30 protein-coding genes are annotated in these 21,638 nt (G+C 65.5%); 6 read left to right on the top strand and 24 right to left on the bottom strand.

The window, feature by feature from the left end; all coding sequences use genetic code 11:
• Window positions 1-92 precede the first annotated feature (92 nt).
• The 3 genes from GA0071312_RS07645 to GA0071312_RS07635 form a co-directional block, all read right to left on the bottom strand.
• Complete coding sequence (locus GA0071312_RS07645; protein ID WP_074444479.1) at window positions 93-731, bottom strand: DUF2460 domain-containing protein; 639 nt, start codon at window positions 729-731, stop codon at window positions 93-95.
• Window positions 732-812: 81 nt separating this feature from the next.
• Window positions 813-1,067, bottom strand: coding sequence for a hypothetical protein (locus tag GA0071312_RS07640; protein ID WP_131817742.1), 255 nt, complete (start codon window positions 1,065-1,067; stop codon window positions 813-815).
• Window positions 1,064-1,609 carry a hypothetical protein gene (locus GA0071312_RS07635; protein WP_131817741.1) on the bottom strand — a complete coding sequence of 182 codons (546 nt, stop codon included), beginning with the start codon at window positions 1,607-1,609 and terminating at the stop codon, window positions 1,064-1,066. The genes GA0071312_RS07640 and GA0071312_RS07635 overlap by 4 nt, the downstream gene beginning before the upstream one ends.
• Window positions 1,610-1,792: 183 nt before the next feature.
• Between GA0071312_RS07635 and GA0071312_RS07630 the strand changes: the two genes are divergently transcribed.
• Window positions 1,793-2,035, top strand: coding sequence for an HP1242/YdcH family protein (locus tag GA0071312_RS07630; protein ID WP_074444476.1), 243 nt, complete (start codon window positions 1,793-1,795; stop codon window positions 2,033-2,035).
• 4 nt (window positions 2,036-2,039) lie between these two features.
• On the opposite strand, the gene GA0071312_RS07625 is transcribed toward GA0071312_RS07630, so the two are convergent.
• Genes GA0071312_RS07625 through GA0071312_RS07595 form a run of 7 tightly spaced genes read right to left on the bottom strand, consistent with a single transcriptional unit; the run spans window position 2,040 to window position 4,965 of the window.
• Entirely contained in the window at window positions 2,040-2,630 is a 591-nt protein-coding gene (locus GA0071312_RS07625; RefSeq protein ID WP_074444475.1) for a phage tail tape measure protein, read from the bottom strand.
• Between the two features lie 22 nt (window positions 2,631-2,652).
• Window positions 2,653-2,859: a rcc01693 family protein gene (locus GA0071312_RS07620; protein WP_074444474.1), complete on the bottom strand. Its 207-nt coding sequence runs from the start codon at window positions 2,857-2,859 to the stop codon at window positions 2,653-2,655.
• A complete protein-coding gene (locus GA0071312_RS07615) occupies window positions 2,856-3,197 on the bottom strand; it encodes a gene transfer agent family protein (protein ID WP_074444473.1) in 342 nt (113 codons plus the stop codon). The genes GA0071312_RS07620 and GA0071312_RS07615 overlap by 4 nt, the downstream gene beginning before the upstream one ends.
• 10 nt (window positions 3,198-3,207) lie before the next feature.
• A complete protein-coding gene (locus GA0071312_RS07610) occupies window positions 3,208-3,615 on the bottom strand; it encodes a phage major tail protein, TP901-1 family (RefSeq protein ID WP_074444472.1) in 408 nt (135 codons plus the stop codon).
• A gap of 32 nt (window positions 3,616-3,647) precedes the next feature.
• Complete coding sequence (locus GA0071312_RS07605; protein WP_074444471.1) at window positions 3,648-4,058, bottom strand: DUF3168 domain-containing protein; 411 nt, start codon at window positions 4,056-4,058, stop codon at window positions 3,648-3,650.
• Window positions 4,055-4,387, bottom strand: coding sequence for a head-tail adaptor protein (locus GA0071312_RS07600; protein WP_074444470.1), 333 nt, complete (start codon window positions 4,385-4,387; stop codon window positions 4,055-4,057). Before GA0071312_RS07600 ends, GA0071312_RS07605 begins: the two co-directional genes overlap by 4 nt.
• 11 nt (window positions 4,388-4,398) lie before the next feature.
• Window positions 4,399-4,965: a head-tail connector protein gene (locus GA0071312_RS07595; RefSeq protein ID WP_074444469.1), complete on the bottom strand. Its 567-nt coding sequence runs from the start codon at window positions 4,963-4,965 to the stop codon at window positions 4,399-4,401.
• 32 nt (window positions 4,966-4,997) lie between these two features.
• On the opposite strand from GA0071312_RS07595, the gene GA0071312_RS07590 reads away from it, so the two are divergent.
• A complete protein-coding gene (locus tag GA0071312_RS07590) occupies window positions 4,998-5,756 on the top strand; it encodes a S1 family peptidase (protein ID WP_074444468.1) in 759 nt (252 codons plus the stop codon).
• Between the two features lie 51 nt (window positions 5,757-5,807).
• The gene (locus tag GA0071312_RS07585; RefSeq protein WP_165603986.1) at window positions 5,808-6,653 is read left to right on the top strand and encodes a S1 family peptidase; all 846 of its coding nucleotides are present in this window, start codon (window positions 5,808-5,810) and stop codon (window positions 6,651-6,653) included.
• A 42-nt stretch (window positions 6,654-6,695) separates the two neighbouring features.
• On the opposite strand, the gene GA0071312_RS07580 is transcribed toward GA0071312_RS07585, so the two are convergent.
• The 4 genes from GA0071312_RS07580 to GA0071312_RS07565 form a co-directional block, all read right to left on the bottom strand.
• Window positions 6,696-7,940: a phage major capsid protein gene (locus GA0071312_RS07580; protein ID WP_074444467.1), complete on the bottom strand. Its 1,245-nt coding sequence runs from the start codon at window positions 7,938-7,940 to the stop codon at window positions 6,696-6,698.
• A gap of 46 nt (window positions 7,941-7,986) precedes the next feature.
• Entirely contained in the window at window positions 7,987-8,535 is a 549-nt protein-coding gene (locus GA0071312_RS07575; protein WP_074444466.1) for an HK97 family phage prohead protease, read from the bottom strand.
• A 202-nt stretch (window positions 8,536-8,737) separates the two neighbouring features.
• A complete protein-coding gene (locus tag GA0071312_RS07570; RefSeq protein ID WP_074444465.1) occupies window positions 8,738-8,941 on the bottom strand; it encodes a hypothetical protein in 204 nt (67 codons plus the stop codon).
• Window positions 8,938-10,134: a phage portal protein gene (locus GA0071312_RS07565; protein ID WP_074444464.1), complete on the bottom strand. Its 1,197-nt coding sequence runs from the start codon at window positions 10,132-10,134 to the stop codon at window positions 8,938-8,940. Before GA0071312_RS07565 ends, GA0071312_RS07570 begins: the two co-directional genes overlap by 4 nt.
• Before the next feature lie 335 nt (window positions 10,135-10,469).
• Between GA0071312_RS07565 and GA0071312_RS07560 the strand changes: the two genes are divergently transcribed.
• Window positions 10,470-11,411 (top strand): IS110 family RNA-guided transposase, encoded by a 942-nt coding sequence (locus GA0071312_RS07560; RefSeq protein WP_074444463.1) that lies wholly within the window; start codon window positions 10,470-10,472, stop codon window positions 11,409-11,411.
• A 55-nt stretch (window positions 11,412-11,466) separates the two neighbouring features.
• On the opposite strand, the gene GA0071312_RS07555 is transcribed toward GA0071312_RS07560, so the two are convergent.
• Both GA0071312_RS07555 and GA0071312_RS07550 read right to left on the bottom strand, forming a co-directional pair.
• Window positions 11,467-12,717, bottom strand: a complete 1,251-nt coding sequence (locus GA0071312_RS07555; RefSeq protein ID WP_083204417.1) for a DNA-packaging protein — start codon at window positions 12,715-12,717, stop codon at window positions 11,467-11,469.
• Window positions 12,683-13,297 (bottom strand): hypothetical protein, encoded by a 615-nt coding sequence (locus tag GA0071312_RS07550; RefSeq protein WP_074444461.1) that lies wholly within the window; start codon window positions 13,295-13,297, stop codon window positions 12,683-12,685. Before GA0071312_RS07550 ends, GA0071312_RS07555 begins: the two co-directional genes overlap by 35 nt.
• Before the next feature lie 265 nt (window positions 13,298-13,562).
• Between GA0071312_RS07550 and GA0071312_RS07545 the strand changes: the two genes are divergently transcribed.
• Window positions 13,563-14,309 (top strand): YebC/PmpR family DNA-binding transcriptional regulator, encoded by a 747-nt coding sequence (locus GA0071312_RS07545; protein ID WP_074444460.1) that lies wholly within the window; start codon window positions 13,563-13,565, stop codon window positions 14,307-14,309.
• A 62-nt stretch (window positions 14,310-14,371) separates the two neighbouring features.
• Here GA0071312_RS07545 and GA0071312_RS07540 read toward each other — a convergent pair whose 3' ends face one another.
• Entirely contained in the window at window positions 14,372-15,595 is a 1,224-nt protein-coding gene (locus GA0071312_RS07540) for a glycosyltransferase family 4 protein (protein ID WP_074444459.1), read from the bottom strand.
• 71 nt (window positions 15,596-15,666) lie between these two features.
• Between GA0071312_RS07540 and GA0071312_RS07535 the strand changes: the two genes are divergently transcribed.
• Entirely contained in the window at window positions 15,667-16,446 is a 780-nt protein-coding gene (locus GA0071312_RS07535; RefSeq protein WP_074444458.1) for an alpha/beta hydrolase, read from the top strand.
• Window positions 16,447-16,455: 9 nt separating this feature from the next.
• Here the strand turns inward: GA0071312_RS07535 and GA0071312_RS07530 are convergent, their stop codons facing one another.
• The 7 genes from GA0071312_RS07530 to sdhD all read right to left on the bottom strand — a co-directional run bounded on the left by GA0071312_RS07530 (window position 16,456) and on the right by sdhD (window position 21,638).
• A complete protein-coding gene (locus GA0071312_RS07530) occupies window positions 16,456-16,863 on the bottom strand; it encodes a carboxymuconolactone decarboxylase family protein (RefSeq protein WP_074444457.1) in 408 nt (135 codons plus the stop codon).
• Window positions 16,864-16,916: 53 nt separating this feature from the next.
• Complete coding sequence (locus GA0071312_RS07525) at window positions 16,917-17,543, bottom strand: AprI/Inh family metalloprotease inhibitor (RefSeq protein ID WP_108721841.1); 627 nt, start codon at window positions 17,541-17,543, stop codon at window positions 16,917-16,919.
• 305 nt (window positions 17,544-17,848) lie between these two features.
• Complete coding sequence (locus GA0071312_RS07520; protein WP_074444456.1) at window positions 17,849-18,634, bottom strand: succinate dehydrogenase iron-sulfur subunit; 786 nt, start codon at window positions 18,632-18,634, stop codon at window positions 17,849-17,851.
• A 4-nt stretch (window positions 18,635-18,638) separates the two neighbouring features.
• Window positions 18,639-19,109, bottom strand: a complete 471-nt coding sequence (locus GA0071312_RS07515; protein ID WP_074444455.1) for a type II toxin-antitoxin system VapC family toxin — start codon at window positions 19,107-19,109, stop codon at window positions 18,639-18,641.
• Window positions 19,106-19,357, bottom strand: coding sequence for a hypothetical protein (locus GA0071312_RS07510; protein WP_131817740.1), 252 nt, complete (start codon window positions 19,355-19,357; stop codon window positions 19,106-19,108). Before GA0071312_RS07510 ends, GA0071312_RS07515 begins: the two co-directional genes overlap by 4 nt.
• A gap of 18 nt (window positions 19,358-19,375) precedes the next feature.
• The gene (gene sdhA, locus GA0071312_RS07505) at window positions 19,376-21,208 is read right to left on the bottom strand and encodes a succinate dehydrogenase flavoprotein subunit (RefSeq protein ID WP_074444453.1); all 1,833 of its coding nucleotides are present in this window, start codon (window positions 21,206-21,208) and stop codon (window positions 19,376-19,378) included.
• A gap of 16 nt (window positions 21,209-21,224) precedes the next feature.
• Window positions 21,225-21,638, bottom strand: a complete 414-nt coding sequence (gene sdhD / locus GA0071312_RS07500) for a succinate dehydrogenase, hydrophobic membrane anchor protein (RefSeq protein ID WP_074444452.1) — start codon at window positions 21,636-21,638, stop codon at window positions 21,225-21,227.

Below are 21,638 nucleotides of genomic sequence, written 5' to 3'. Positions count from 1 at the left end.
CATTCCGTCAGGTGGATACCGGCTGACGGAAAAAATGATGCGTCGAACAATAACTTGGAGCGCCCGGCCTGACTGCATCAGGTCGGAACGCGCTAGGGAACGATTTCCACCATCGGCACATTTGGCACCGCGCCGGCCTCGAAGGCGGAGAGGTCGATATCCAGCGAATCCGTGTCGAAGCGCACCGGCACGTCGAACGCGTATCCCGCCGTCAGCACGCTGCCTTCCGGCGGCGCGGTGAGCAGCGTCACCTTCCCGGTGGTCACATCGGCCACGAAATCGACGTCGGCGACCAGTTCATTGCCGTCGCGCGCGACACGCACGCTGCCCGCGACCGGCTTCACGATCGGGCGGGCATAGGGCGCATGGGCGCCGCCATAGGTCTTGGTGAGCTGAAAGACGAGGGTTTCGCCGTCGCCCGTGCCGAGCGGCTGGTCGCCGGGACCGGGCGTCGCGCCGGGCGGCCCGGAGCGGCAATCGACCCGGTCATGCAGCCGGAATCCGGTCAGGCGCCCGCGCCGCTCCTCGAAGAAGGCGATCACCGCATGCAGATCGTCGAGGCTGCGCACCCCGAGCCCGGCATCGTAGCGCCGACGCGAGCGCGCCCAGCGCGCATTGCGGCTCTCGGCCCCCGATGCCAGCGTCACCACATCCGTACGCCGCACCGGCCCGCCCCGCGCACCGCGCGCGACGGAGAAAGGAAAAGAGATTTCGTGGAAGCCCTGGAGCATGCCCTTACCTCCGGGAGTAAAAACGCAAAAAGCCCCGGCACTGCCGGGGCTTTCGTGAGAAACCGGTTCTGGCGGATGCGGTCAGGCGGCATCCGCGAAGAGATCGTCATCGTCGAACGGGTCGCACCCTTCGAGACCATCCTTGTCGGCGACGAGAATGTTGCCGTCATCATCGCCCCAGGTCGCCCAGAGCGCGTCGTCGATCTCATCGATCATGGTGTGCGTGCTTTCGGCATGCACTTCCTCTGCGCGCTTGCGAGCGAACTCGATCGCGTCGACGAGAAGATCCGTGTCGACCGACACCATTTCCTCAACTGCGTTCTGTTTCGCTGTCATCGCACATTCCTACTCATGTAGACGCCACCAACTTTCGGCAGCTTGTATGGCGTAAAGCCGTATTTTTCGTAAACCCGACTGTCAACCGGATCCTTGATCAAAACGCGTTCAGCACGCAAAAGTTTCGCATATTCGTGCGCACAAGGCAATATCAGAGATAACACGCCTCTTATCGACGTCGGAGCGAAACTCCTTTCGACCCAATGTATCGTCAAATGGGTCTTGGAATTCGACGGCTTGCCCAATGCGAGCCCCTGCAGAACGCGCCCATGTCCCTCAATCTCCTGCCAGACTGCAAGATTGAAGAATGAAACACGGTTCCTGAATTTGTAATATAAGCGCTCCCAGCTCTCCGAAAAGCCCGCATGCGTGTCCGGACCGTAATGCTTCGGCCATTCCTTTCGCGCCTCTTCCAGCGCAGCTTTGCAGATCGATGCCAGCGTAACCCCCTTGAAGCGCCCAACCCCGACACGCGCGTTCTTCGCGTTGATTTTCGACGCGATATGCTCACGCGCAACGCGTTGAAGCTGCGCGTAGCGCAATTCGTTATCCTCACGAAGACACATGCAAACCCCACTTTAAAAACAGCAACTCAAGGCTGCATGCCACAGGCCAGAGCGCCCCGCAACCGCTCGTACCACCCTCGCCATTGACAATTCTCAAGGCGCGGTCGCGTCGAATCCGATTGTGTGGGGAGGAAGGCTTTCGAAGAAGGAGAAAACACGATGAGCCACGTCCCGCACGAACTGGCCGAGGAATTCCCGGACAAGGTGCAGCAGATCCATGATCTGAAGATGGCCGATGCCCATTTCGCCAAACTCGCGGACGAGTATCACGAGATCAATCGCGCGATCCACCGCGTCGAGACTCGTGTCGAGCCGACGACCGAGGAAGTCGAACACGACATGCGGCGCAAGCGGCTGCAACTCAAGGACGAGATCGCCGCCATTCTCGAAAAGGCGGCCTGAGGTCTCACGTCGCGCGGCGCCCCCGGGCCACGGCCCGGGCGAGCGTCGCCGAGACCTGGCTCTCCGAGCGCCGGAAGGATGCCGCATCCGGCGTCGCGATATTCACCGTTACCGATACCGGCCCGTCACGCCCAGCGGCAGCGACACCCAGACGGCCATCCGGGCCGCGCGCCAGCGGCATGATCGCCTCGGGGCCCGCCTCCCCCATCAGCCCCGTCCCGCCGCGCATCGGAAAATAGGTCGGCGCGGCGACGACACCGCCCTGGGCGAACGGTATGACCCGACCGCCCGCGATCACCCCGCCATCGGCGAAAGCCTGCGTTCCCCCCTGACCGATCCCGCCCAGCAGGGAACGCACGCCCTGCCGGATCAGGCTGCGCAGCGGCGCCTGCGCCATGCGCGTCACGAAACCGGTCAGAGAGCGCTGCATCCGCTGCAAGGTGCGATCGAAACGCCCGCCTTCCGCATTGGCGCGCGCGAAGCTCTGTTCGAGCGTGGTGCCGAGACGCTCGGAGATTTCGCGCAGGCGCTCGGTCTCGTCGATCTGTCGGCGCAGTTCGAGCCGCTCGTCATCGGGGCGCAGTGTGGGATCCATGATCGTCTCTCCTTGAATTGTTTCACGCGCATGCGGGCGCGTCGGGATGGGCGCGCATCAGCATCGCGAGCTCGGCCCGTGTCGGCGGTGCCGATGCCGCGACATCACCGAGCGCGACGGCGAGTTCGCGCGGCGTGGCGCGCCAGAAGCTCTCGGGGGACCAGCGCAGACGGTTGAGGCAGTAGCCGAGCACCGCATCCCAGGGAAACGGCGCCGGCGCGGCGCTCACCCCGTCTGCGCCTGCGGAGGGTTTGGCGCATCGACCCCGAACGCCGCCTCAAGCGCCGCGAGGGCGCCCTCGACCAATGGACTGACACCATCCGGCCCGTGCAGCGCCGCGACCTCCGCCTCGCTCATCTCGTGACCACCGCCGCGCATGGCACAGGTCAGGATGGTGATCACGTCCTGCGCCGCAAGCCGCCCGGTATTGAAACGCTCGGCCAGGCTTGCGAGATCATCGACCCCGAATGTCGCTTCGAGCTCGGCCAGCGCGCCGAGCGTGAGGCACAGGCGAAAGCGCCGCTCTCCGAGAACGAGCTCCCTCTCACCGCGTCTGCGATTGACCATATCCACCTCCTCAAGCTGCCTGGAATGCCAGCGCGCCCGCAGATTCGAGCGCCATGTCAAAGCTCACCTCGCCCGCATGATCGCCCCGATATTCCAGTGCGACGATCTGGAAGGGGCCGGTGATCGCGCCGAAATCGGGAATCACGATCTCGAAATCGCCGATCCCGCCATCGAAGAACAACGCCCGCATCAGCGCATCCGATTGCGCATCGCGAAACACACCCGATCCCGCGATCGCGGCCCGGCGCATGCCCGCACCCGCGAGCAGTTCGCGCCAGCGCCCGGCGGAATCCGCATGGGTGACGTCGACGGGCTCGGCATTGAAACTGATCTGCCGCGCGCGCAATCCCGCCACCGTGGCGAAACCGCCGCCATCCGCGATCTTCACCAGAAGATCCTTGCCTTTCTGTGCTGCCATTTCATGTCTCCCTCAAATCGCATCGCTCTCGCTCACAGGCGCTCGGTCACCGCCCGCAACCGCAATTCCGCCCGCCCCGATCCGGAGCGTTCATCACGCCCGATCGTGCAGGAGACGACGCGCAGATTGACCAGCCGGTGATCGGTCAGAGTCAGCGGGGCGTCGTGCAGTGCCTCCGCCATGTAATCTGCGGCAATGAGCGCGCTCGCCCGCGAGCCCGGTCGCGCCCAGACGATGATGCGCAGATCGTGCTCATGCGCCTCCTGCAGGTCGCCCGGCCATTCGCGCACCCGCGCATCGCCGAACACTGCGTAGATTGCCGGTGCCGCGCGCGGCGGTTCATCGTAGAGATGCACCGTGCCGCCCATCGCCTGGGCGAGATCGGCATCCTCGGTGAGACGCGTCAGAACGGCCTGACGCAGGGCTAGTATGGGGCCACTCATGGCCTGATCTCCTCCACCAGACAGACCAGATCACGCGCCGGCGCCTCGGCAGCGTCGCTCGCGCGCAGGTCGAAACGACGCGGGCCGAGCGCGAAGCGCGAACCCGCAGGCGGCGGCGTGCGCCGGCGCAGCCGCAAGCGATGCGTCGCCACCTCCTCGGTACGGTCCGCGATACGGCGTTCGTCGAAGCGCAGGGTTTCGAGCGCGCCCCAGACCGTCGGACCGGCCTGCCAGCTGCGCGTGAAACCGCCGAAGCCATCGGGGAGATCGATCGGCGTTTCGATGACGAAGAGTTTGCGACGCGCGCCGATCTTCGTGCGCTGTTCCATGCCTGCCTCCCTCAGCTCAGTCGCAGATGGCGATACGGCGCGATCATCAGCGCGACATCGGGCGGCAATACCCCTGTCTCAGGCTCGCCGGCCCCGTCGCCACGCTCCTCGAACCAGCGCGCGACCAGCATGCGCAAAGCCTGGCGCAACGGCGCCGGCACGTTCTCGGGTGCGGGTCCGAACCCCGCCTCCAGATCGATCTCGATACCGCCGGGGGGACGCGGAAAGCCGTCTTCGAGTATCAGGGTCGGCGGCTGCGCCCCCGCGCGCAGCCGGTATTCCTGCGGGTCGACCATGCTGGCGGCGCCCTGCGCATCGATGGCGCGGATCTCGGTGATCGCGATGATCGGGGCGAGCGGCAGATGCAAACGCAGGCTGCGGGGCGTCTCCTCCAGGATCAGCCGCCAGCTCTGATTGATGAAGATCAGCCGCGTTGCCGATTCGAGCAGGAGCCGCCCCGCCTCGATCAGCGCCGTGACCAGATCATCTTCATGCGTGTCGTCGAGCCGCAGATGCGTGCGCGCATCGGCGAGCGAAACGGGCTCGACGGCGGGGCCGTCGACGCGTATCGGAATCATGCTGGATACCTCGTTCAGGAAGAAGGTCTCGAATGTCGCGCCTCTGCCTCGCCGCACTCACCCTGTGCCTGTGGCTGACGCTGCCGGTCGCGCCGGTTCGCGCAGTGATCGGCGGTACTGCGGACACCTCCCCGCTTGCACGGGCGGGCGTGATGGTTCTCGGCTCCGGCGGATCGGTCTGTTCGGGCGTGATGCTCGACGACGATGTCGTGCTCACCGCCGCCCATTGCGTGACCGGCGCTGCGGAACATCGCGTCCATTTCCGCGATGCGGACGGGAGGCCGGTTCTGCTCGAAATCGGCGAGACGGTCGTGCATCCGCAATTCGATCCGGACGCGATCCGCACCCGCCGCCGCTCGATCGATCTCGCCCTGATCCGCGTCTCTCAGCCCCTGCCGACGCAATTCGAGCCGGCCACGCTGTCGATGCAGGCGCCGCGTGCCGAGACCCGGGTGCGCCTGGCCGGTTTCGGCCTGCGCGATGAAGCCGATAGCAGCGGCGCCACGAGCGGCAATTTCCACAGCGTCGAACTGCATGTGATCGAGCCGTATGGACCGAGCAGCATCCTGATCTGGCTGTCTGGTGGCGGCGCCACGCCGCGCGGTGGCTGCCACGGCGATTCGGGCGGGCCGATCAGCCGTGACGGGGATGTCTTCGCCATCACCACCTGGACGACCGGCAACGGCGCCGGGTCCTGCGGTGCCATGAGTCAGGGCGTCCTTGTGGGCCCGCAGCGAGGCTGGATCGAAGATGTCGCGGCGGGCTGGAATCGCCATGTGGCGTGGCGATAAGTGCTTGTCTTGCGCGGCGAAGCGGTCAAGATTGCAGGGATGATCCGAAGTGTGCTCCTTGCCCTGATTCTCTTCGTCGCTGCCGCTGGCGCACCGGCGCAAGCGATCGTGCGCGGCGTTGAGGCGACCAATCGCGACGGTCTGCGCCAATTCGTCGTGCGCATCGAAAGCGATCAGGGCGAAATGTGCTCCGGCGTGCTTACCGCCGCCGACCTGATCGTGACGGCGGCCCATTGTCTGCTTGCGGATACGCAATACGAGGTCTTCGCTCTCGACCGGCGCGGACGCACCATCAGACGCGGCGTTCTGGCCCAGGCCCTGCATCCGAGCTTCGACGGGACGGCGCCGCCACGCCGACAGCCCGGCATCGACCTGGCCGTGCTTCGTCTCGATGCGCCGCTCGGCCAGGAATTCACGCCTTTGCCATTGCGCCGCACCAATACGCCGATGCCGGGCGAGGACGTGACGCTGGCCGGATTCGGCACCACCGCCTTCGGCAAACGCGAGACGGCGCGCAAGTTGCGCTACACGTATCTGCGCATTCGCGGTGAAATGCAGATCGGCAACACCATGCTGATGGCGTCCGACAGCGAGCGCGAATCGCAGCGCACCGGTGCCGGCGCCTGCCAGGGCGATTCCGGCGGTCCGATCCTGCGCGGCGATCCGGGCCGCTTCAGCCTGCTCGGTCTGGTCAGCTGGTCGAGTGGTGCCACGAGCGAGCGCTCCGGCGCAGCCTGTGGCGGGTCCACCGCGATTACCCCGCTCACGCCCCATCTGGGCTGGATCGAGGCGCGCATGCGCGAATTGCGCGCCATCGATTCCAGCGTCTCGACCTCGGTACGCCTGCCACCGCTCGGTCGCGACGACAGCAACGAATGGATCGAATGGGCGGATTGACCCCGCCCCGGCGCATGACCGGGACGGGAACCGCGCCGCAAGTCAGGCGGCGCATTTCATCAGCTTGATCGCCGCGAAATCCTGCACGCCGCCGCCGACTCGCTTGGTCGTATAGAACAGCACATAGGGCTTGGCCGAATACGGATCGCGCAGGATCCGGATCCCGGCGCGATCCACCACGAGATAACCGCGCCGGAAATCGCCGAAGGCGATCGGCGTGGTCCCCGCGCCGATATCGGGCATGTCCTCGGCCTCGATCACGGGGAAGTTCATCAAGGTCGCGTTGCGCCCCATTCCCGCCGGCGGCTGCCACAGATAATTGCCCTGCTGATCCTTGAACTTGCGGATCGCGCTTTGCGTCTTGCGATTCATCACGAAAGTCGCATTCTGGCGATAGCCCGCCTTCAGCGCATAGATCAGATCGACCAGCACGTCGGAAGGATCGGAGGCCGGAAAGGCGTCGGCGACGCCCGTCCCGATAAAGCCGAGATTGCCCCAGCTCCAGCTGCCATCGGCCACTGCCGTATAATCCAGGAATCCACGCGGCTTGGCATTGCCGTCACCATTGACGAAGGCCGCGCCCTCCTGCTCGGCGAAGGCGGTTTCGACCTCGTCGGCGATCCACTGGTCGATATCGACGATGGCGTCGTCGAGCAGCGTCTGCGTCGCGGCGGGCATGGCGTAGAGCTCCATGGCCGGGAAGCTCAGCTCCGCCAGCGTCGGGCTGTCCGTTTCCGGGCGCGCCGCCGTCTCCGAGACCCAGCCCGAGGCCGGGCCGGAGACCGAATGCGCCACCTTGTAGAGCCCGCCCGAGATCACCCGGTTCCCGGCGATCGCACGAATCGGCGAGAGCGCCGAGAGCCGGCGCAGCACCTCGCTCTCGACCTGGGGCGGGGCGAGATAACCGCCATCGGGCCCCGACCCTGCCGAGAGCGCCTTGGTTTCGAGCTGCTTCAGCCCACCGCTCTCGCCGCTGCGGATATAGCTTTCGAAGGCCGTCTTGTGCTCATGCATCAGGGGGTCGTGGTCGCGAACCGCGCCCTGATCGACGCCGCCGAGCGGCGGGCGTGCGCGCCCCAGGGCCAGCGCATCGATACGCGCGCGGGTCTCGTCGAGCCCGGCATCGATACGCGCGAGCTTCTCCTCGGTCAACGGATCGGCATGGCCTTTGCGCTCAAGCGCGGCAAGGCGTTCGTCATTGGTCTCCTTGAAGGCCTCGAAGGCGCGGCTGAACGCGTCGAAAGCCTCGACGGCCTCGGCGGATTTGGTCTCGATCGGTACGCTCATAATGCTCACTTTCATGGTTGGGTGTGGCGAAGAAAACGCGCGCGGCTCAAAAGGCCGGACGCGGGAACAGCCGGTCCGCCGCGCGGCGGATCGCAGCGGCAAGGCGGTCAGATCCGTCCTTGATCTGCGACACCCGCGCCGCCGGCAGCATCGGGAAGGTGACGACGGAGATCTCCCAAAGATCGAGCTTCTCCAGGATACGCTGCCCGCGTCGGCGATCCTTGCCCGCGCGCCGGACGCGATAGCCGATCGACAGCCCGTCAATGGCGCCGTCGCGCATCAGCGCATGCACCTCCCGGGCGCGCGCCACGGCGAGGTTGAGCCGCCCGCGTACGAACAACCCGCGCGCATCCTCGCGGATCGTGGTCCATGTACCGATCGGCTGGGCCGGATCGTGCTGCCAGAGCATGCGGATATTGCCGGCGCCGCGCCGTGCGAGGCTCTCGCTGAAGGCGCCCCGGCGCACCACGTCCTGCGAGAGGTCGGGCTCATCGAACAGGCTGGCATAACCTTCGAAGACCCCCTCCTCGGTGATGCCCGCCGGCGCATGCGGGTTCAGCTTGATTTCGGGGGCTGCGGGAAATTCAAGCTTCATCGTGCCCCCTCCCTGAAACCGATCGGGGCGCGTTGCTTGTGCGACGCGCCCCGATCAAGCCTTTCCAATGTCCTGATGAAATCCCGGAAGGTCTCTCCGGGTGGCTTGCCGGGCCCCGATCCACCGGAAGGCCCGCGCCCCGGCGGTTTCGACGAACGGGGCGTAGCCGGACGCCTTGCTGGCGTCGCGCGTCGTTTCAGCATCATTCACAATCTCCCGAATGATTGCGGTTGAAGAGGGCGAGTTCGCGCACGAACTCGTCGAAGCGCCGGCTCGCGGCGGCGGCTTCCCGGTGCTGGGCGGCGGCGAACAGGCTCGCCACGCTGGCCCAGGCAAACAACGCGATATGGCCGAGATCGCCCCGCGCAGCGATCGTGCCCACAAGAGTCTCGATGGCAGCGCTCATTCGGAGCCCTCGATCGGCCCTGGGTCGTCGTGACCGCCCCCGCGACGCCCGTAACCGACCGCCTCGCGCTTTTCGTCGTCGTCGAGGAAGCCGGCGGCGTTCACCCGGCGCCACAGGGATTCCCGTTCCTGCGCCAGCGCCTCGATGGCATCGAGATCGGGCTCCAGCACCAGAGCGCGGCCGTAAGCCGGTCCGAGCCAATGCGCCAGCGCCTGTGCCGTACGTCTCACCAGCGGGATCACCGTCTGGCGGTAGAAGGCGCGGTTGGCTTCCGCGTAATTGGCATGCGTCGCATCACCCGGCAGGCCGAGCAGCAGTGGCGGCACGCCGAAAGCGAGCGCGATCTCGCGCGCGGCCATGTGCTTGGCCTGGACGAAATCCATCTCCTGCGGCGAGAGGGAAAGCGGTTTCCAGTCCAGCCCGCCTTCGAGCAGCAGCGGACGACCTGCATTCTGCGCGCCCTGATAAGTCTGTTCGAGTTCACGCCGCAGCCGGTCGAACTGGTTGTCGCTCAGTCCCGTCGCCCCGGCGAAGACAAGCGCTCCGGAGGGCCGGGCGGCATTGTCGAGCAGCGCCTTGTTCCAGGCGCCCGCAGCGTTGTGAATATCGAGCGCAGTTGCCGCCGCCTCCATCGGCGAGAGCCCGTAATGGTCGTCCGTGGGATGAAACAGCGTCAGGTGCAGAACCGGCGCGACACCCTCGGGCGGGATCGTGAAGCGTACGCTCTGGCTTCCCACCACGTAATCATAAGCCGCCGGCCAGCCATCCGAGCCGGCGACGATGCGCATCCTGTCTGGCCGCAAAGCATAAAGTTCACGCGGCATCGCCTCGATCAGCGCCGCCTCGATATAAGCATTGCCCGAGACCATCAGATGCCCGTAAATCGTTTCCAGAAGCCCTGTCCCGCCCTCGCGTGGATTGGGCCGGGCGAGCAGATCGAGCAACGGATGCGCCACGATCTCGCTGCCTCCTTCGCGCAGGATCAGCGGCATCGAGGCCGCCGCCTCCGCCACCAGCCGCACCGCGCGATGTACCACGGGATTGCGCTGAAACCCCTCCCGCGCCAGCGCCGCATAATCACGCGGCGTCCAGATCGGGCGCCCGCCATGATACAGCGCCATCGCCGCCCCGGCCCGCGACGCCTTGTGCCCCGGCGCGGCCAGCCGCCCGAGATTCTGAAGCAAGTTGAACATGAGATCCTCTCCACATCAGGCGTCCATCGAATGACCCGCCATAAATGCCGGCGTTCCCCTCTCCCTTGTGGAGAGGGGACAGGGGTGAGGGTGGGAACCACACGGGGTAGCGGTTGATTACCACCGCGCTTCATTGAAGCCCCTCACCCCCAACCCCTTGTAACTTGAATCGCGCCGTTTCTGGTACAGTGCCGGAGGCGGTGGCGAGTGTGAGACCGATGCCCCTCAGGGATACCGAGCCCGTTGGAGAGCCTGGGTCCGCGCTCGCCGTTCCATTGAACCCGAACAGTCGCTTGGGCCGCCATATGAGCCCGTTTGTGCAAGGATGGGGAACAATGGAAGCCACTGCCCTCTTCGTCGGTATCGACGTCTTGAAAGATCGTCTCGATGTGCATGTGCATGGGCGTGACGAATGGTTCGACGTGCCGCGCGATACCGAAGGCATCGCCGCGCTGGTCGAACGGCTGCGTGCCCTGGCGCCGCAGATCATCGGGATCGAAGCCACCGGTGGCTTCGAGAATGTCGTCGTGGCCAGCCTGGCCGTGGCCGGATTGCCCGTCGTCGTGGTCAATCCGGCGCAGGTGCGCGCCTTTGCCAATGCGCTCGGCAAACGCGCCAAGACCGATGCCATCGATGCCGCCGTGATCGCACGTTTCGTCGCGGCGACACAGCCGGAGATCCGGCCTGTCAAGGACGAAGAGACCCGCCTGCTGGCGGATCTCGTCGCCCGCAGGCGCCAGATCCTCGCCATGATCAAGGCAGAGAACCAGCGGCGCGCAAACGCGCCGCCACGCATGCAAAAGAGCATCGACCGCCTGCTGAAGGCGCTCGGCCGCGAGATCGACAGCGTCAATGGCGACATCGATACCGGCATACGCAACTCTGCGCTCTGGCGCGAGAAGGAGAACCTGCTGCGCTCCGTGCCCGGCGTCGGCCCCACCATCGCGCGGACCCTCATCGCCGAACTGCCCGAACTGGGGACCCTCGACCGCCACGCCGTCGCTTCCCTGGTCGGCCTCGCCCCATGGACCCGGCAATCCGGACGCTGGCGCGGCAAGAGCTTCATCGGAGGCGGGCGCGCGAACGTGCGAAGCGCCCTGTTCATGGGAGCCCTCGTCGCCGCACGCCACAATCCCGTGCTCCGGGAATTCCGAAACAGGCTCGTCGCACAAGGCAAACCAAAGATCGTCGCCATCGTCGCCACAGCCCGAAAGCTCCTCACAATGCTCAACGCCATCATCCGGGACAAAACGCCATGGCAAAAACAAAACGCTTGACCCGAAAGACAGTCGCTCTCCACGGAGGGAGAGGGGAGTTCGCACTGCATTACCCTCACACCAACCGCAGTCGCGGGTCGCCACCCTTCGGGCCCAGCGCGAGATGCGTCACCGCCCAGACCAGGGCATCGAGGCGGTCCGGCGAGCGACCGTTGGACAACCCGTCGAGCCCGAAGTCGCACATCTCGTCTTCGAGCTCGGGAAACACCCCGACATGGCGCACCCGATCCTGCGCGTAGAGCACCGAGACCGGCTCGGCGCGCAGGCGCTTGCCGCGCGATGCGCGCACCGGCACGACCGGGCAGGCCGGGTCGATTTCGTGGATGACCGTCGTCGCCATCTCGCCGCCCTGGTTGACCTCAACGACGAGGGCATCCGCCTCCAGCCGCCGATACAGCGTCGTCGCCTTTGCCGCCCAGGCATTGGGCTTGAGCCCGGAGGCGCTTTCATCGGCCAGCACATGGCAGATCCCCTCCGCATCGATCCCGACCCCGACGATCCCGCACGCATCGGCCCCCGCCCGCGACGAAGCCGGCGGATCGACAGCGACCACGATACGCCGCAGATCCGGCGCAACCTCACGCCGGGCGCGTTCGAGCAGATCACGCGTCCAGAGCGCATCGGCGCGATCCTCGATCAGATCGCCGTCGAGTTCCTGACGCCCCAGCCGCGTCCCCGCATAGCGCCCCACCACCGCATCCAGAAAGGCGGGGGCGAGATTGTCGGCATTGTCCTGTGTGCGCGCCCGGGTCAGCGCGATGCGCTCATCGGCGAGCATCCGCTTCAACAGCGGAATTGCACGCGGCGTCGTCGTCACCACCTCGCGCGGCTGGGCTCCCAGCCGCAAACCGAATTGCAGCTGGTCCCAGGCCGCATCCGCATAGCGCCATTTGCCCAGTTCATCCGCCCAGGCGGCCTCGAATTGCGGGCCGCGCAGGCTTTCCGGATCATCGGCCGAGAAAGCCAGCGCCACCGCGCCGTTGGGCCATTCGAGCCGCCGCCGCGTCGCCGTCCAGACCGGGCGCTCGTGCCGGGCATGGATGGAGAGCAGGCCCGACGGCCCGTCTATCATCACGTCGCGCACATCCGCAAAGGTCTCGCCCACCAGCGCGATCTTGCCGATCGGCTGGCGCGTCAGCCAGGGCAGGCCATGGACCATGCCCTTGATCCATTCCGCGCCGGTGCGCGTCTTGCCGGCGCCGCGCCCGCCCAGAACCAGCCAGATCGTCCAGGGCGAGGCGTTGCGCGCATAAGTCGGCGGCAATTGATCGTCACGTGCCGCCAGCGCCCAGGTCGCCTCCAGCATCCGGCGCATCTGCGGGGTACAGAGCCTCCAGAGCGCTTCCCGCTCCATGTCGCTCGTGCAGGCGTTCCACCTCGAGCGCAACGATCTCAGCCAGATCAGATGCCGTTCCGGTGCCCATGAACGCCGCATCGCGCGTTTCCCCTTCCTCGCCGGTTTCATTCTCGCGAAGGCTGCGCGCAAGTTTGTCCTCGAGCATGGTCAATTCCTTCAGGCAGCGGGTGAGATCGACGATGTCGCGGGCCGCCGCCGTCTCCGGCTGAGCTGCCAGTGTCGACAGACGCGCGGCCACGAAGGCGCGCAGCTCCCCGGCCAGCGCCTGCGCACCAAAATCCACCCGCGCATGCTCGGTGCATAAGGAAGCCGCAGGCGCATCGAAGGAGGCAAGAAACAACCCGAGCGCGCGTGCCGTGGGCGCCTTGCCGCGCTCAGCCCAGCCGGCAGCGCGCCGAAACCGCGTGAAGGCATCCGTCTCCATCCCGAGATAAGCCGCGATGCGCCGGCCGGAACCGATACCGTTCTCATAAGCGAAACGCGCCAGCACACGCGAAGGCGCATCCGCCGGTGCGGAAGGTACAGTCATCGCGGAGCTCCGGGGGGACGTTTTGTGAAAGACGCTGCGCCTCGGCGCAATTCCTCAACGTTCAGGATTAATTGCATAAGACCGGGGCGCTGTCAATGCTTATTTTCCTATTTCTTGTCCTGCATTGATTTCATCGCGCGCGCCGAACGATCCCATTGCGGGCGGGGCTTGCCGAGACCGCGTCGCCAAGCCTATAAGCCGTCAGTCTTTTCACCGGTCGGCCCGGCCGCCGGACCCCGATCACACGCGCGTCGACGAGAGCACCATGGCTGGACATTCACAGTTCAAGAACATCATGCATCGCAAGGGGCGCGCCGATGCGCAGCGCTCGAAGCTGTTCTCCAAACTCGCCAAGGAAATCACCGTGGCCGCCAAGCTCGGCATGCCCGATCCGGCGATGAACCCGCGCCTGCGCGCCGCAATCCTTGCGGCCAAGGCGGAAAACATGCCCAAGGACAATATCGAGCGGGCGATCAAGAAGTCCCAGGCCGGCGATGGCGATAATTACGAAGAAATCCGCTATGAGGGTTACGGGCCGGGTGGCGTCGCCGTCATCGTCGAGGCGATGACCGACAACCGCAACCGCACCGCCTCGGATGTGCGCTCCTACTTCACCAAATCCGGCGGCAACCTCGCCGAGACCGGCGCCGTCTCCTTCATGTTCGACCGGGTCGGCCTCGTCGAATACGAGCCCGAGCGCGCCGATGCGGAGGCCATGCTCGAAGCCGCGATCGAGGCCGGCGCCGACGATGTCGTCTCCTCCGAGAACGGCCACGAGATCTATTGTGCGCAGAGCGCCCTCAACGAGGTCACCAAGACGCTCGAGGAGCATTTCGGCGAGGCACGCAAATCCGCCCTTGTCTGGAAGCCGCAAAACACCATCGCGGTGGATGACGAAACCGCCGAGAAGCTGATGCGCCTGCTCGAATCGCTCGACAATCACGACGATGTGCAAAACGTCTTCGCCAATTTCGAGATGACCGACGAGGCGATGGCCAAGCTGTCCGCCTGACAGAAAGCTGTCCGCCTGACAGAAAGCTGTCCGCCTGACGGGCGCCCCAAGGGCGCCCCGCTTCAGCGCTGGAGCAGCGCGGCATAGGTATCGAGCGTATCCGCCACCATCCGGTCGAGCGAGAAATTGCGCTCCACATGCAGCCGCGCACGCAGGGCCAGCGATTCGCGCGCGCTCGCCCCCAGCGTCAGCGCTTCCGCGACCGCATCGGCGAGCGCTTCGGCATCACCGGCGGGGACCCGCCAGCCGGTGCGCTCCTCGGCCATGACCTGCGGGGGTGACAAGACCGTCTCCGGCACCGCCCCGAGATCAGACACGACGACGGGCGTCCCCATGGCCTGCGCCTCCACCGCCGAACGCCCGAAGGCCTCGGGCTCGGTCGAGGGCACGGTCACCACGGATGCCCCGAGAAACGCCGCAGGCATGTCCGTGCAATGCCCCACCCGCCTGACCATGCCGGTCAGATCGCGCGCCGCGATCATCTGTTCGAGTTCGGCGACGTAATTCTCACGCCCTTGCGCATCTCCGGCAAGCACGAAGGCGACATCCGTCAGCCCCCAGCTCTTGAGCAGTGCAGCCGCCTCGATCAGCACGCGCTGCCCCTTCCAGCCGGTCAGCCGGGCGGCGAGCAGCACCACGCGCTCATGCGGCGCCACGCCCCATTCCCGACGCAGATTCTCGATCCGCTCGGGCGCCACGGCAGAAGGCGCGAAGGCGGTGAAATCGGTCCCGCGATAGATCACCCGCAGCCGCCCCTCGGCCTGGGGGTGCATCGCCGTGATCAGCCCCGCCGTATAATGCGAATTGGCGATCACGACATCACCGCGCGCCATCACCGAATTATAGAAATTCTTCACGCCGGAACGTGCGTTGTATGAACCGTGATAGGTCGTCACGAAGGGCAGCGAAAGCGCCCGCGCAGCACCCAGTCCGGACCAGGCCGGTGCGCGCGAGCGGGCATGGATCAGATCGATGCCTTCATGCAGGCAGATTCGCGCGAGCCGGCGTACGTTCCACAACATGGCGAAGGGATTCTTCGTATCGGCGGGAAAGCGTACCCAATTTCCGCCCTCCGCCTGCAATTCACCCACCAGCCGCCCACCGCGTGTCGCCACCAGCGCCCGCGCCCCGCACGCCGCCAAAGCCGCCGCAACATCCACCGCCGTGCGCTCGGCACCGCCGGCTTCGAGTGCGGGGATGAGCTGCAGAATCGTGCGGCCGGCCAGAGGATGCCGGGCCGGCGCGGGAAACAAATCGCCGTCGGGTGGTCGCGCAGATGTCGTCACCAGTGTATGAACCTTGTCGAGAGCATGCCACCCGTCAAATTCACGAGCGATCCTTGAGGATACGTTAAGCAATGCCGGAATTCATCACTGTGGGGAAGGGCCCCCAGGCCCGAAAGATTGCCGTCGAATATCGTCCGGGCAGCGGGCCCTGCCTCGTCTGGCTGGGGGGATTCATGTCGGATATGCGTGGCTCCAAGGCGGAGGCCGTCGCCGATTTCGCCGCAGCACAGGGACGCGCCTGCCTGCGCTTCGACTATTCGGGGCACGGCGAATCGGAGGGAGCGTTCGAGGATGGGACGATCTCGCGCTGGTGCGAGGAAGCGATTGCCGCCATCACCACCCATGCGGGCGAAAAGCCGATCCTGATCGGCTCCTCCATGGGCGGCTGGATCGCGCTGCTCGCGACGCGGCATCTGCGCGTGCATGATCGCCCCCGCGCGCCCTCCGGCCTCGTGCTGATCGCACCGGCCCCTGATTTCACCGAACGTCTCATGTGGGCGGCATTCGACGAGGCGACCCGCAGCGCCATCATGAGTGACGGCAAGGCCATGATTCCATCCGAATACGACGAAGCCGGCTACCCGGTCACGCGGGGGCTGATCGAGGACGGCCGCAACAATCTGATCATGGACGAGCCGATCCTCACAGGCTGCCCGGTTCACATCCTGCAAGGCATGCAGGATGATGCCGTGCCCTGGCAACACGCCCTCGCCGCCATGGAGCGCATGCCCGCCGATTCGGTGGCCATGACGCTGATCAAGGATGGCGATCACCGGCTGTCGCGCGACGAAGATATTGCCCGCCTGCTGCAGGTTCTGGACGGGTTCACGGCCGGGATCGGCTCACCCTGATCGCCGGCATCAGCCTTCGGGCGGCTCCGCAAAGCGCGCATCCAGCGGCACACGCAGGGCTGTGGCGAGTTTGTTCGTCTGCGATGCAAGCGCGATGACATTGAGCAATTCGTGGTATTGCGCCTCGCTCATGCCCTTGGCGCGCGCGGCAGCCGTATGTGAGCCGATGCAGTATTCGCAATTGTTCGCCACCGAGATGGCGACATAGATCAGCTCCTTGGTCAGCGGATCGAGGGCACCCGCCCCCATCACCTGCTTGACCTGATTCCAGACGCGCTCCAGCTGGATCGGATCATGGGCGAGCGCGCGCCAGAAATTGTTGACGAAATCATTCTGGCGCGTCGCGCGAATATCGTCGAACACGGCACGCGCGGCCGGGCTCAGTTCGTCGTCTGAAAGCAGTTTGACGCTTGACATGGAAATCCCTCATGCCCCGCCGGGATGGCGGGGCCGAAACCGATTGCGCCAGTTCAACGCGACATCGTCAAGGGTGCGCCGGACTGGGAGATCGCGCCGTTCATCGACCCCCGTGAAGCCTGCAGCCGCGCAGCTACGGCGCCGCCCTGCTTGTACAGATAGACCTCGCTGCCGCGCAGATCCCAGGCATTGACGCTGGCCACTTCCTGGTTGCTGCAGCCCGAAGCGGACGCGCGATAGAGATCCAGGGCAGGCGTCGAGGACAAGGTCACCCGGCAACTGCCGCCGCCCGGCTCACTCGCATTCCAGGAACCGACAAGGCTGGTGCGGCTGAGCCGGCTGCGCTGCTGCTCAGGCTCGCTGCGCGCTGCCGTCTGCTGACGATCATCATCACCAGAGTTACGCGTCTCCAGCTCGGGGAAGTCGTCGATGCGGTCACTCCCGGGCGCGCCCAAGGGCTCGGCCATGACGATGGCCGAGGGCGCCGAGGGTCCGGACTCGAGATCGCGCACCACTTCGCGCTGTTGAGGCTGACCGCCGAATCGCGCCGTCTGACAGGCCGCCATCACCCCGGCAAGACCGAGAATAAGCGTAAGGCGGGCGATCATGCGCCCATATGTCGAAATGCTTTGTGCCGGGATGGTTTGCTCGGCAGTCTCTGCGATTGTATTCGTGCTCATGGCTTTCGTCCCGAATTGCCCCACCGGGTAGGGACCCGGCGCCCGTATCACCCCAACAGCCGCAACCCGTCTCATCCCCCGGCTCTTCCGGAGATCAGGGTCTCGGCTGGTTCGGACAGGCCGAAGGCGTGCCGCATCATGCCCTTTCCGTAACGCCCTCGGGGGACGCCCGTTCCGGACCTGCCCAAGAAATGACCCTTCGCGCGCAAAAACGCAAGCGCGGCCCTGCAAGAGGACCGCGCCTGTTACGCGAAAGTCGCAGTCAGCACCGCGAAGCGTGGGGAGCTGCGCCGCAGCTGAACGAATCAGACGTGACGCTCGACCATCATCTTCTTGATCTTGGCGATCGCCTTGGCCGGGTTGAGGCCCTTGGGGCAGGCATTGGCGCAGTTCATGATGGTATGGCAGCGATACAGCCGGAACGGATCCTCCAGCGTGTCGAGCCGGTCACCCGTGCGCTCGTCACGGCTGTCGGCCAGCCAGCGATAGGCGTGCAGCAAGGCTGCGGGGCCGAGGAAACGATCGCCGTTCCACCAATAGGACGGGCAGGCCGTGGTGCAGCAGGCGCACAGGATGCACTCGTAGAGCCCGTCGAGCTCGACGCGATCCTCCGGTGATTGCCGCCATTCATGCTCCGGCGTCGGTGAATCAGTCTGCAACCAGGGCTCCACCGCCGCGTGCTGGGCGAAGAAGGTCGTCAGATCCGGCACCAGATCCTTCAGTACCGGCATATGCGGCAGCGGATAGATCTTGACCGCTCCACTCGACGCACACTCGTCGATGCCCATGGTGCAGGCGATGGTGTTCTGCCCGTCGATATTCATGGCGCAGGAGCCGCAGATCCCCTCGCGGCAGGAGCGGCGGAAGGTCAGCGTCGAATCGAGGTTGCTCTTGATCCAGATCAGCGCATCGAGAACCATCGGCCCGCAATCATCGCGATCGACGTGATAGGTGTCGATGCGCGGATTGGACCCGTCATCCGGGCTCCAGCGATAGATCCGGAATTCCTGCAGGTTCTTCGCCCCCTCGGGCTTCGGCCAAGCCTTGCCCTCGGTGTATTGCGAGTTCTTCGGAAGGGAGAATTTGGCCATGAATTTATCCGTCCAGAGGGTTGGAAGGTGAACGCGAAGCTGCGGCTGCCGTCGCGGCCTCATGCCATGCGGCGAGCGACGAAATAATTGCGACATAACCGGCGGACGCCGCCTTGGTGGCAAATCGTTCATCCGCTGTCACGAGCAATCCGCTCTGCGCCTCGGCCATCGCAAGATACACGCAGTCATAATAGCCGTGATCCAGCGCGAGCGCTTGTTCGGCGGCGCGTGAGGAGGTTGCCTGTGCGGTCTCGAAACGATCGAGAAATTCCGGGAGGGCACGGCTCGCCGCCAGAAACTGCTCGGCGCTCATCTCGCCTCCACGCACTTTCTTACGCAGTGCGTGGAGTGTTTCAGCGACCAGGAGATCCGGTGCGATAAGATCTTCATCGGAGGCGAGCACGGCCACCGCTTGATCGTGTCCGGGCTCCTCGACGAACCACTTCACTGCCACGGATGCATCGACCACGATCACGCCTCCCGCTCCTCGCGCAGGAGCGTAACCGCATCAGTCTGCGGCACGTTACGGGGCGTCATCGCCGCGATGTCCTTGGCACGCCGAACCTGAGCTGAACGCCGCCCCGTCGGACCGCCCGGCAATTCGCCCTTTCCAAACGACCCGCTTAGAAGATCCTCGGCCAGACGCTCCGGCGCGACGCCACGTCGCTTCGCGGCATCGACAATCTTCGCAAGAAGGTCATCGCTAATCGCAAGCATGCCCATGACGCCGCCCTCCACACCTCAATACACGCGCGCCTTGGGCGCGATGTACTCGATCTCGTTCGACAGGGTGTAGGCGTGAACCGGGCGATAATCGATATTGACCGCCTTGTTCGACACATCCGCCCAGCAGAGCGTGTGCTTCATCCATTCCTTGTCGTCGCGATCGGGGAAGTCCTCGCGGGCGTGGGCACCGCGCGATTCGGTCCGGTTGGCCGCCGATTCCATGGTCACGACAGCCTGCTCGATCAGATTCTCATATTCGAGCGTCTCGATCAGATCCGTGTTCCAGATCAGCGACCGGTCGGTGACACGCACATCGTCGCTCGCCTTCCAGACATTGTTGATCAGCTCACGCCCCTCACCGAGGATCTCGCCGGTACGGAACACCGCGCAGTTGTTCTGCATGGTGCGCTGCATGTCGAGACGCAGCTGCGCCGTTGGTGTCGAGCCATCGGCGTGGCGCAGCTTGTCGAGGCGCGACAGGGCCATGTCAGCGGAATTGGCCGGCAGATCCGACTGCTTCTCACCGGGGGTGACGATCTCCGCGCAGCGCAGACCCGCCGCGCGACCGAACACCACCAGATCGATCAGCGAGTTCGAACCCAGACGGTTGGCGCCATGCACCGAGACGCAGGCCGCCTCGCCGATCGCCATCAGGCCCGGCACCACATGGTCGGGATTGCCGTCCTTGAGGGTGAGCACTTCACCGTGGAAGTTCGTCGGAATGCCGCCCATGTTGTAATGCACCGTCGGCAGGACCGGGATCGGTTCCCTTGTGACATCCACACCGGCGAAGATGCGCGCGCTCTCCGAGATGCCCGGCAGGCGCTCGTGCAGGATCTTCGGATCAAGGTGGTCGAGATGCAGATAGATGTGATCGCCGTTCTTGCCGACGCCACGTCCGTCGCGGATCTCCATGGTCATGGAGCGCGAGACGACGTCACGGGAGGCGAGATCCTTGGCCGAAGGCGCATAACGCTCCATGAAGCGCTCGCCCTCGGAATTGGTGAGATAACCGCCCTCACCGCGCGCACCTTCGGTGATCAGGCAGCCCGCGCCGTAAATGCCGGTGGGATGGAATTGCACGAATTCCATGTCCTGCAGCGGCAGCCCGGCGCGCAGCACCATGGCATTGCCGTCACCGGTGCAGGTATGGGCCGAGGTCGCCGAGAAATAGGCGCGCCCATAGCCGCCGGTGGCGAGGATCACCATCTGCGCCCGGAAACGGTGGATCGTCCCCGTCGTCATGTCGAGCGCGACGATGCCACGGCAGCGGCCATCCTCGTCCATGATCAGGTCGATGGCGAAATACTCGATGAAGAACTCGGTATTGTGCTTGAGCGCCGCACCGTAGAGCGTGTGCAGGATGGCGTGGCCCGTGCGGTCGGCGGCGGCGCAGGTGCGCTGCGCGGTGCCTTCGCCGAAATGCGTGGTCATGCCGCCAAACGGGCGCTGGTAGATCTTGCCCGCTTCCGTACGCGAGAACGGCACACCCCAATGTTCAAGCTCGTAGACGGCGGCCGGCGCCTCGCGCACGAGGTACTCGATGGCGTCCTGGTCACCGAGCCAGTCGGCGCCCTTGACAGTGTCGTACATGTGCCAGCGCCAGTCATCCTCGCCCATATTGCCGAGCGAGGCGGAGATACCGCCCTGGGCCGCGACCGTATGCGAGCGGGTCGGGAAGACCTTGCTGATGCAGGCCGTCCGCAGGCCGGATTCGCTGCAGCCCACCGTCGCGCGCAGGCCGGCGCCACCGGCGCCGACGACCACCACGTCGAAGGTGTGGTCGGTGATGGGATAGGCCGCGCCGTTCACTGCGGGCCCGCCATTGGTTTGTCCGTTCGTCGCCATGTTTCTTCCATCTCCCTCAGAGCAAGGGGCTCAGACCGATCTTGAGGATCGCATAAAGGCTGGCCGCCGAGACGGCGATGACGAAGAACGTGTTCGCCAGAAGGGCCACGACCTTGGCACCCTTGCCGTGGACGTAATCCTCGATCACGATCTGCATCCCCAGCCGCATATGGATCGCTATTGATATTACAAAGAGCGCAGACAGGATCGCGGCAAGGGGATGCGACATGATCGCAACCGCATCTTCGTATGGGCGCCCCACCGTCATCGCCAGAATGATGATGAACGGGAAGACGAGCAGCGCATTCGCCACGGCGGTGATGCGCTGCTGCCAGAAATGCTCGGTGCCGCCGCCCGACGCACCGAGTCCGCGGGCGCGGGCCATGGGGGTACGGATGGAGGTGCCGGTATCGAAACGGTTCTCAGCCAT

Source organism: Saliniramus fredricksonii, from assembly GCF_900094735.1.
GTDB classification, from domain to species: domain Bacteria; phylum Pseudomonadota; class Alphaproteobacteria; order Rhizobiales; family Beijerinckiaceae; genus Saliniramus; species Saliniramus fredricksonii.
The sequence above is the reverse complement of the archived record's forward strand: the minus strand, read 5'-3'. Positions and strand labels throughout refer to the sequence as shown.

What these genes read in the sequence shown, in the direction of transcription:
- GA0071312_RS07615 (WP_074444473.1), bottom strand. Translation starts at nt 3,197, where the DNA reads ATGGTCAATCGCAGACGCGGTGAGAGGGAGCTCGTTCTCGGAGAGCGG.
- GA0071312_RS07555 (WP_083204417.1), bottom strand. Translation starts at nt 12,717, where the DNA reads ATGCTGGAGGCGACCTGGGCGCTGGCGGCACGTGACGATCAATTGCCG.
- GA0071312_RS07625 (WP_074444475.1), bottom strand. Translation starts at nt 2,630, where the DNA reads ATGGATCCCACACTGCGCCCCGATGACGAGCGGCTCGAACTGCGCCGA.
- GA0071312_RS07575 (WP_074444466.1), bottom strand. Translation starts at nt 8,535, where the DNA reads ATGAAGCTTGAATTTCCCGCAGCCCCCGAAATCAAGCTGAACCCGCAT.
- GA0071312_RS07560 (WP_074444463.1), top strand. Translation starts at nt 10,470, where the DNA reads ATGGAAGCCACTGCCCTCTTCGTCGGTATCGACGTCTTGAAAGATCGT.
- sdhA (WP_074444453.1), bottom strand. Translation starts at nt 21,208, where the DNA reads ATGGCGACGAACGGACAAACCAATGGCGGGCCCGCAGTGAACGGCGCG.
- GA0071312_RS07530 (WP_074444457.1), bottom strand. Translation starts at nt 16,863, where the DNA reads ATGTCAAGCGTCAAACTGCTTTCAGACGACGAACTGAGCCCGGCCGCG.
- GA0071312_RS07640 (WP_131817742.1), bottom strand. Translation starts at nt 1,067, where the DNA reads ATGACAGCGAAACAGAACGCAGTTGAGGAAATGGTGTCGGTCGACACG.
- GA0071312_RS07545 (WP_074444460.1), top strand. Translation starts at nt 13,563, where the DNA reads ATGGCTGGACATTCACAGTTCAAGAACATCATGCATCGCAAGGGGCGC.
- sdhD (WP_074444452.1), bottom strand. Translation starts at nt 21,638, where the DNA reads ATGGCTGAGAACCGTTTCGATACCGGCACCTCCATCCGTACCCCCATG.
- GA0071312_RS07595 (WP_074444469.1), bottom strand. Translation starts at nt 4,965, where the DNA reads ATGATTCCGATACGCGTCGACGGCCCCGCCGTCGAGCCCGTTTCGCTC.
- GA0071312_RS07525 (WP_108721841.1), bottom strand. Translation starts at nt 17,543, where the DNA reads ATGAGCACGAATACAATCGCAGAGACTGCCGAGCAAACCATCCCGGCA.
- GA0071312_RS07550 (WP_074444461.1), bottom strand. Translation starts at nt 13,297, where the DNA reads ATGACTGTACCTTCCGCACCGGCGGATGCGCCTTCGCGTGTGCTGGCG.
- GA0071312_RS07565 (WP_074444464.1), bottom strand. Translation starts at nt 10,134, where the DNA reads ATGTTCAACTTGCTTCAGAATCTCGGGCGGCTGGCCGCGCCGGGGCAC.
- GA0071312_RS07520 (WP_074444456.1), bottom strand. Translation starts at nt 18,634, where the DNA reads ATGGCCAAATTCTCCCTTCCGAAGAACTCGCAATACACCGAGGGCAAG.
- GA0071312_RS07510 (WP_131817740.1), bottom strand. Translation starts at nt 19,357, where the DNA reads ATGGGCATGCTTGCGATTAGCGATGACCTTCTTGCGAAGATTGTCGAT.
- GA0071312_RS07630 (WP_074444476.1), top strand. Translation starts at nt 1,793, where the DNA reads ATGAGCCACGTCCCGCACGAACTGGCCGAGGAATTCCCGGACAAGGTG.
- GA0071312_RS07605 (WP_074444471.1), bottom strand. Translation starts at nt 4,058, where the DNA reads ATGAGTGGCCCCATACTAGCCCTGCGTCAGGCCGTTCTGACGCGTCTC.
- GA0071312_RS07580 (WP_074444467.1), bottom strand. Translation starts at nt 7,940, where the DNA reads ATGAGCGTACCGATCGAGACCAAATCCGCCGAGGCCGTCGAGGCTTTC.
- GA0071312_RS07590 (WP_074444468.1), top strand. Translation starts at nt 4,998, where the DNA reads ATGTCGCGCCTCTGCCTCGCCGCACTCACCCTGTGCCTGTGGCTGACG.
- GA0071312_RS07600 (WP_074444470.1), bottom strand. Translation starts at nt 4,387, where the DNA reads ATGGAACAGCGCACGAAGATCGGCGCGCGTCGCAAACTCTTCGTCATC.
- GA0071312_RS07535 (WP_074444458.1), top strand. Translation starts at nt 15,667, where the DNA reads ATGCCGGAATTCATCACTGTGGGGAAGGGCCCCCAGGCCCGAAAGATT.
- GA0071312_RS07570 (WP_074444465.1), bottom strand. Translation starts at nt 8,941, where the DNA reads ATGAGCGCTGCCATCGAGACTCTTGTGGGCACGATCGCTGCGCGGGGC.
- GA0071312_RS07645 (WP_074444479.1), bottom strand. Translation starts at nt 731, where the DNA reads ATGCTCCAGGGCTTCCACGAAATCTCTTTTCCTTTCTCCGTCGCGCGC.
- GA0071312_RS07610 (WP_074444472.1), bottom strand. Translation starts at nt 3,615, where the DNA reads ATGGCAGCACAGAAAGGCAAGGATCTTCTGGTGAAGATCGCGGATGGC.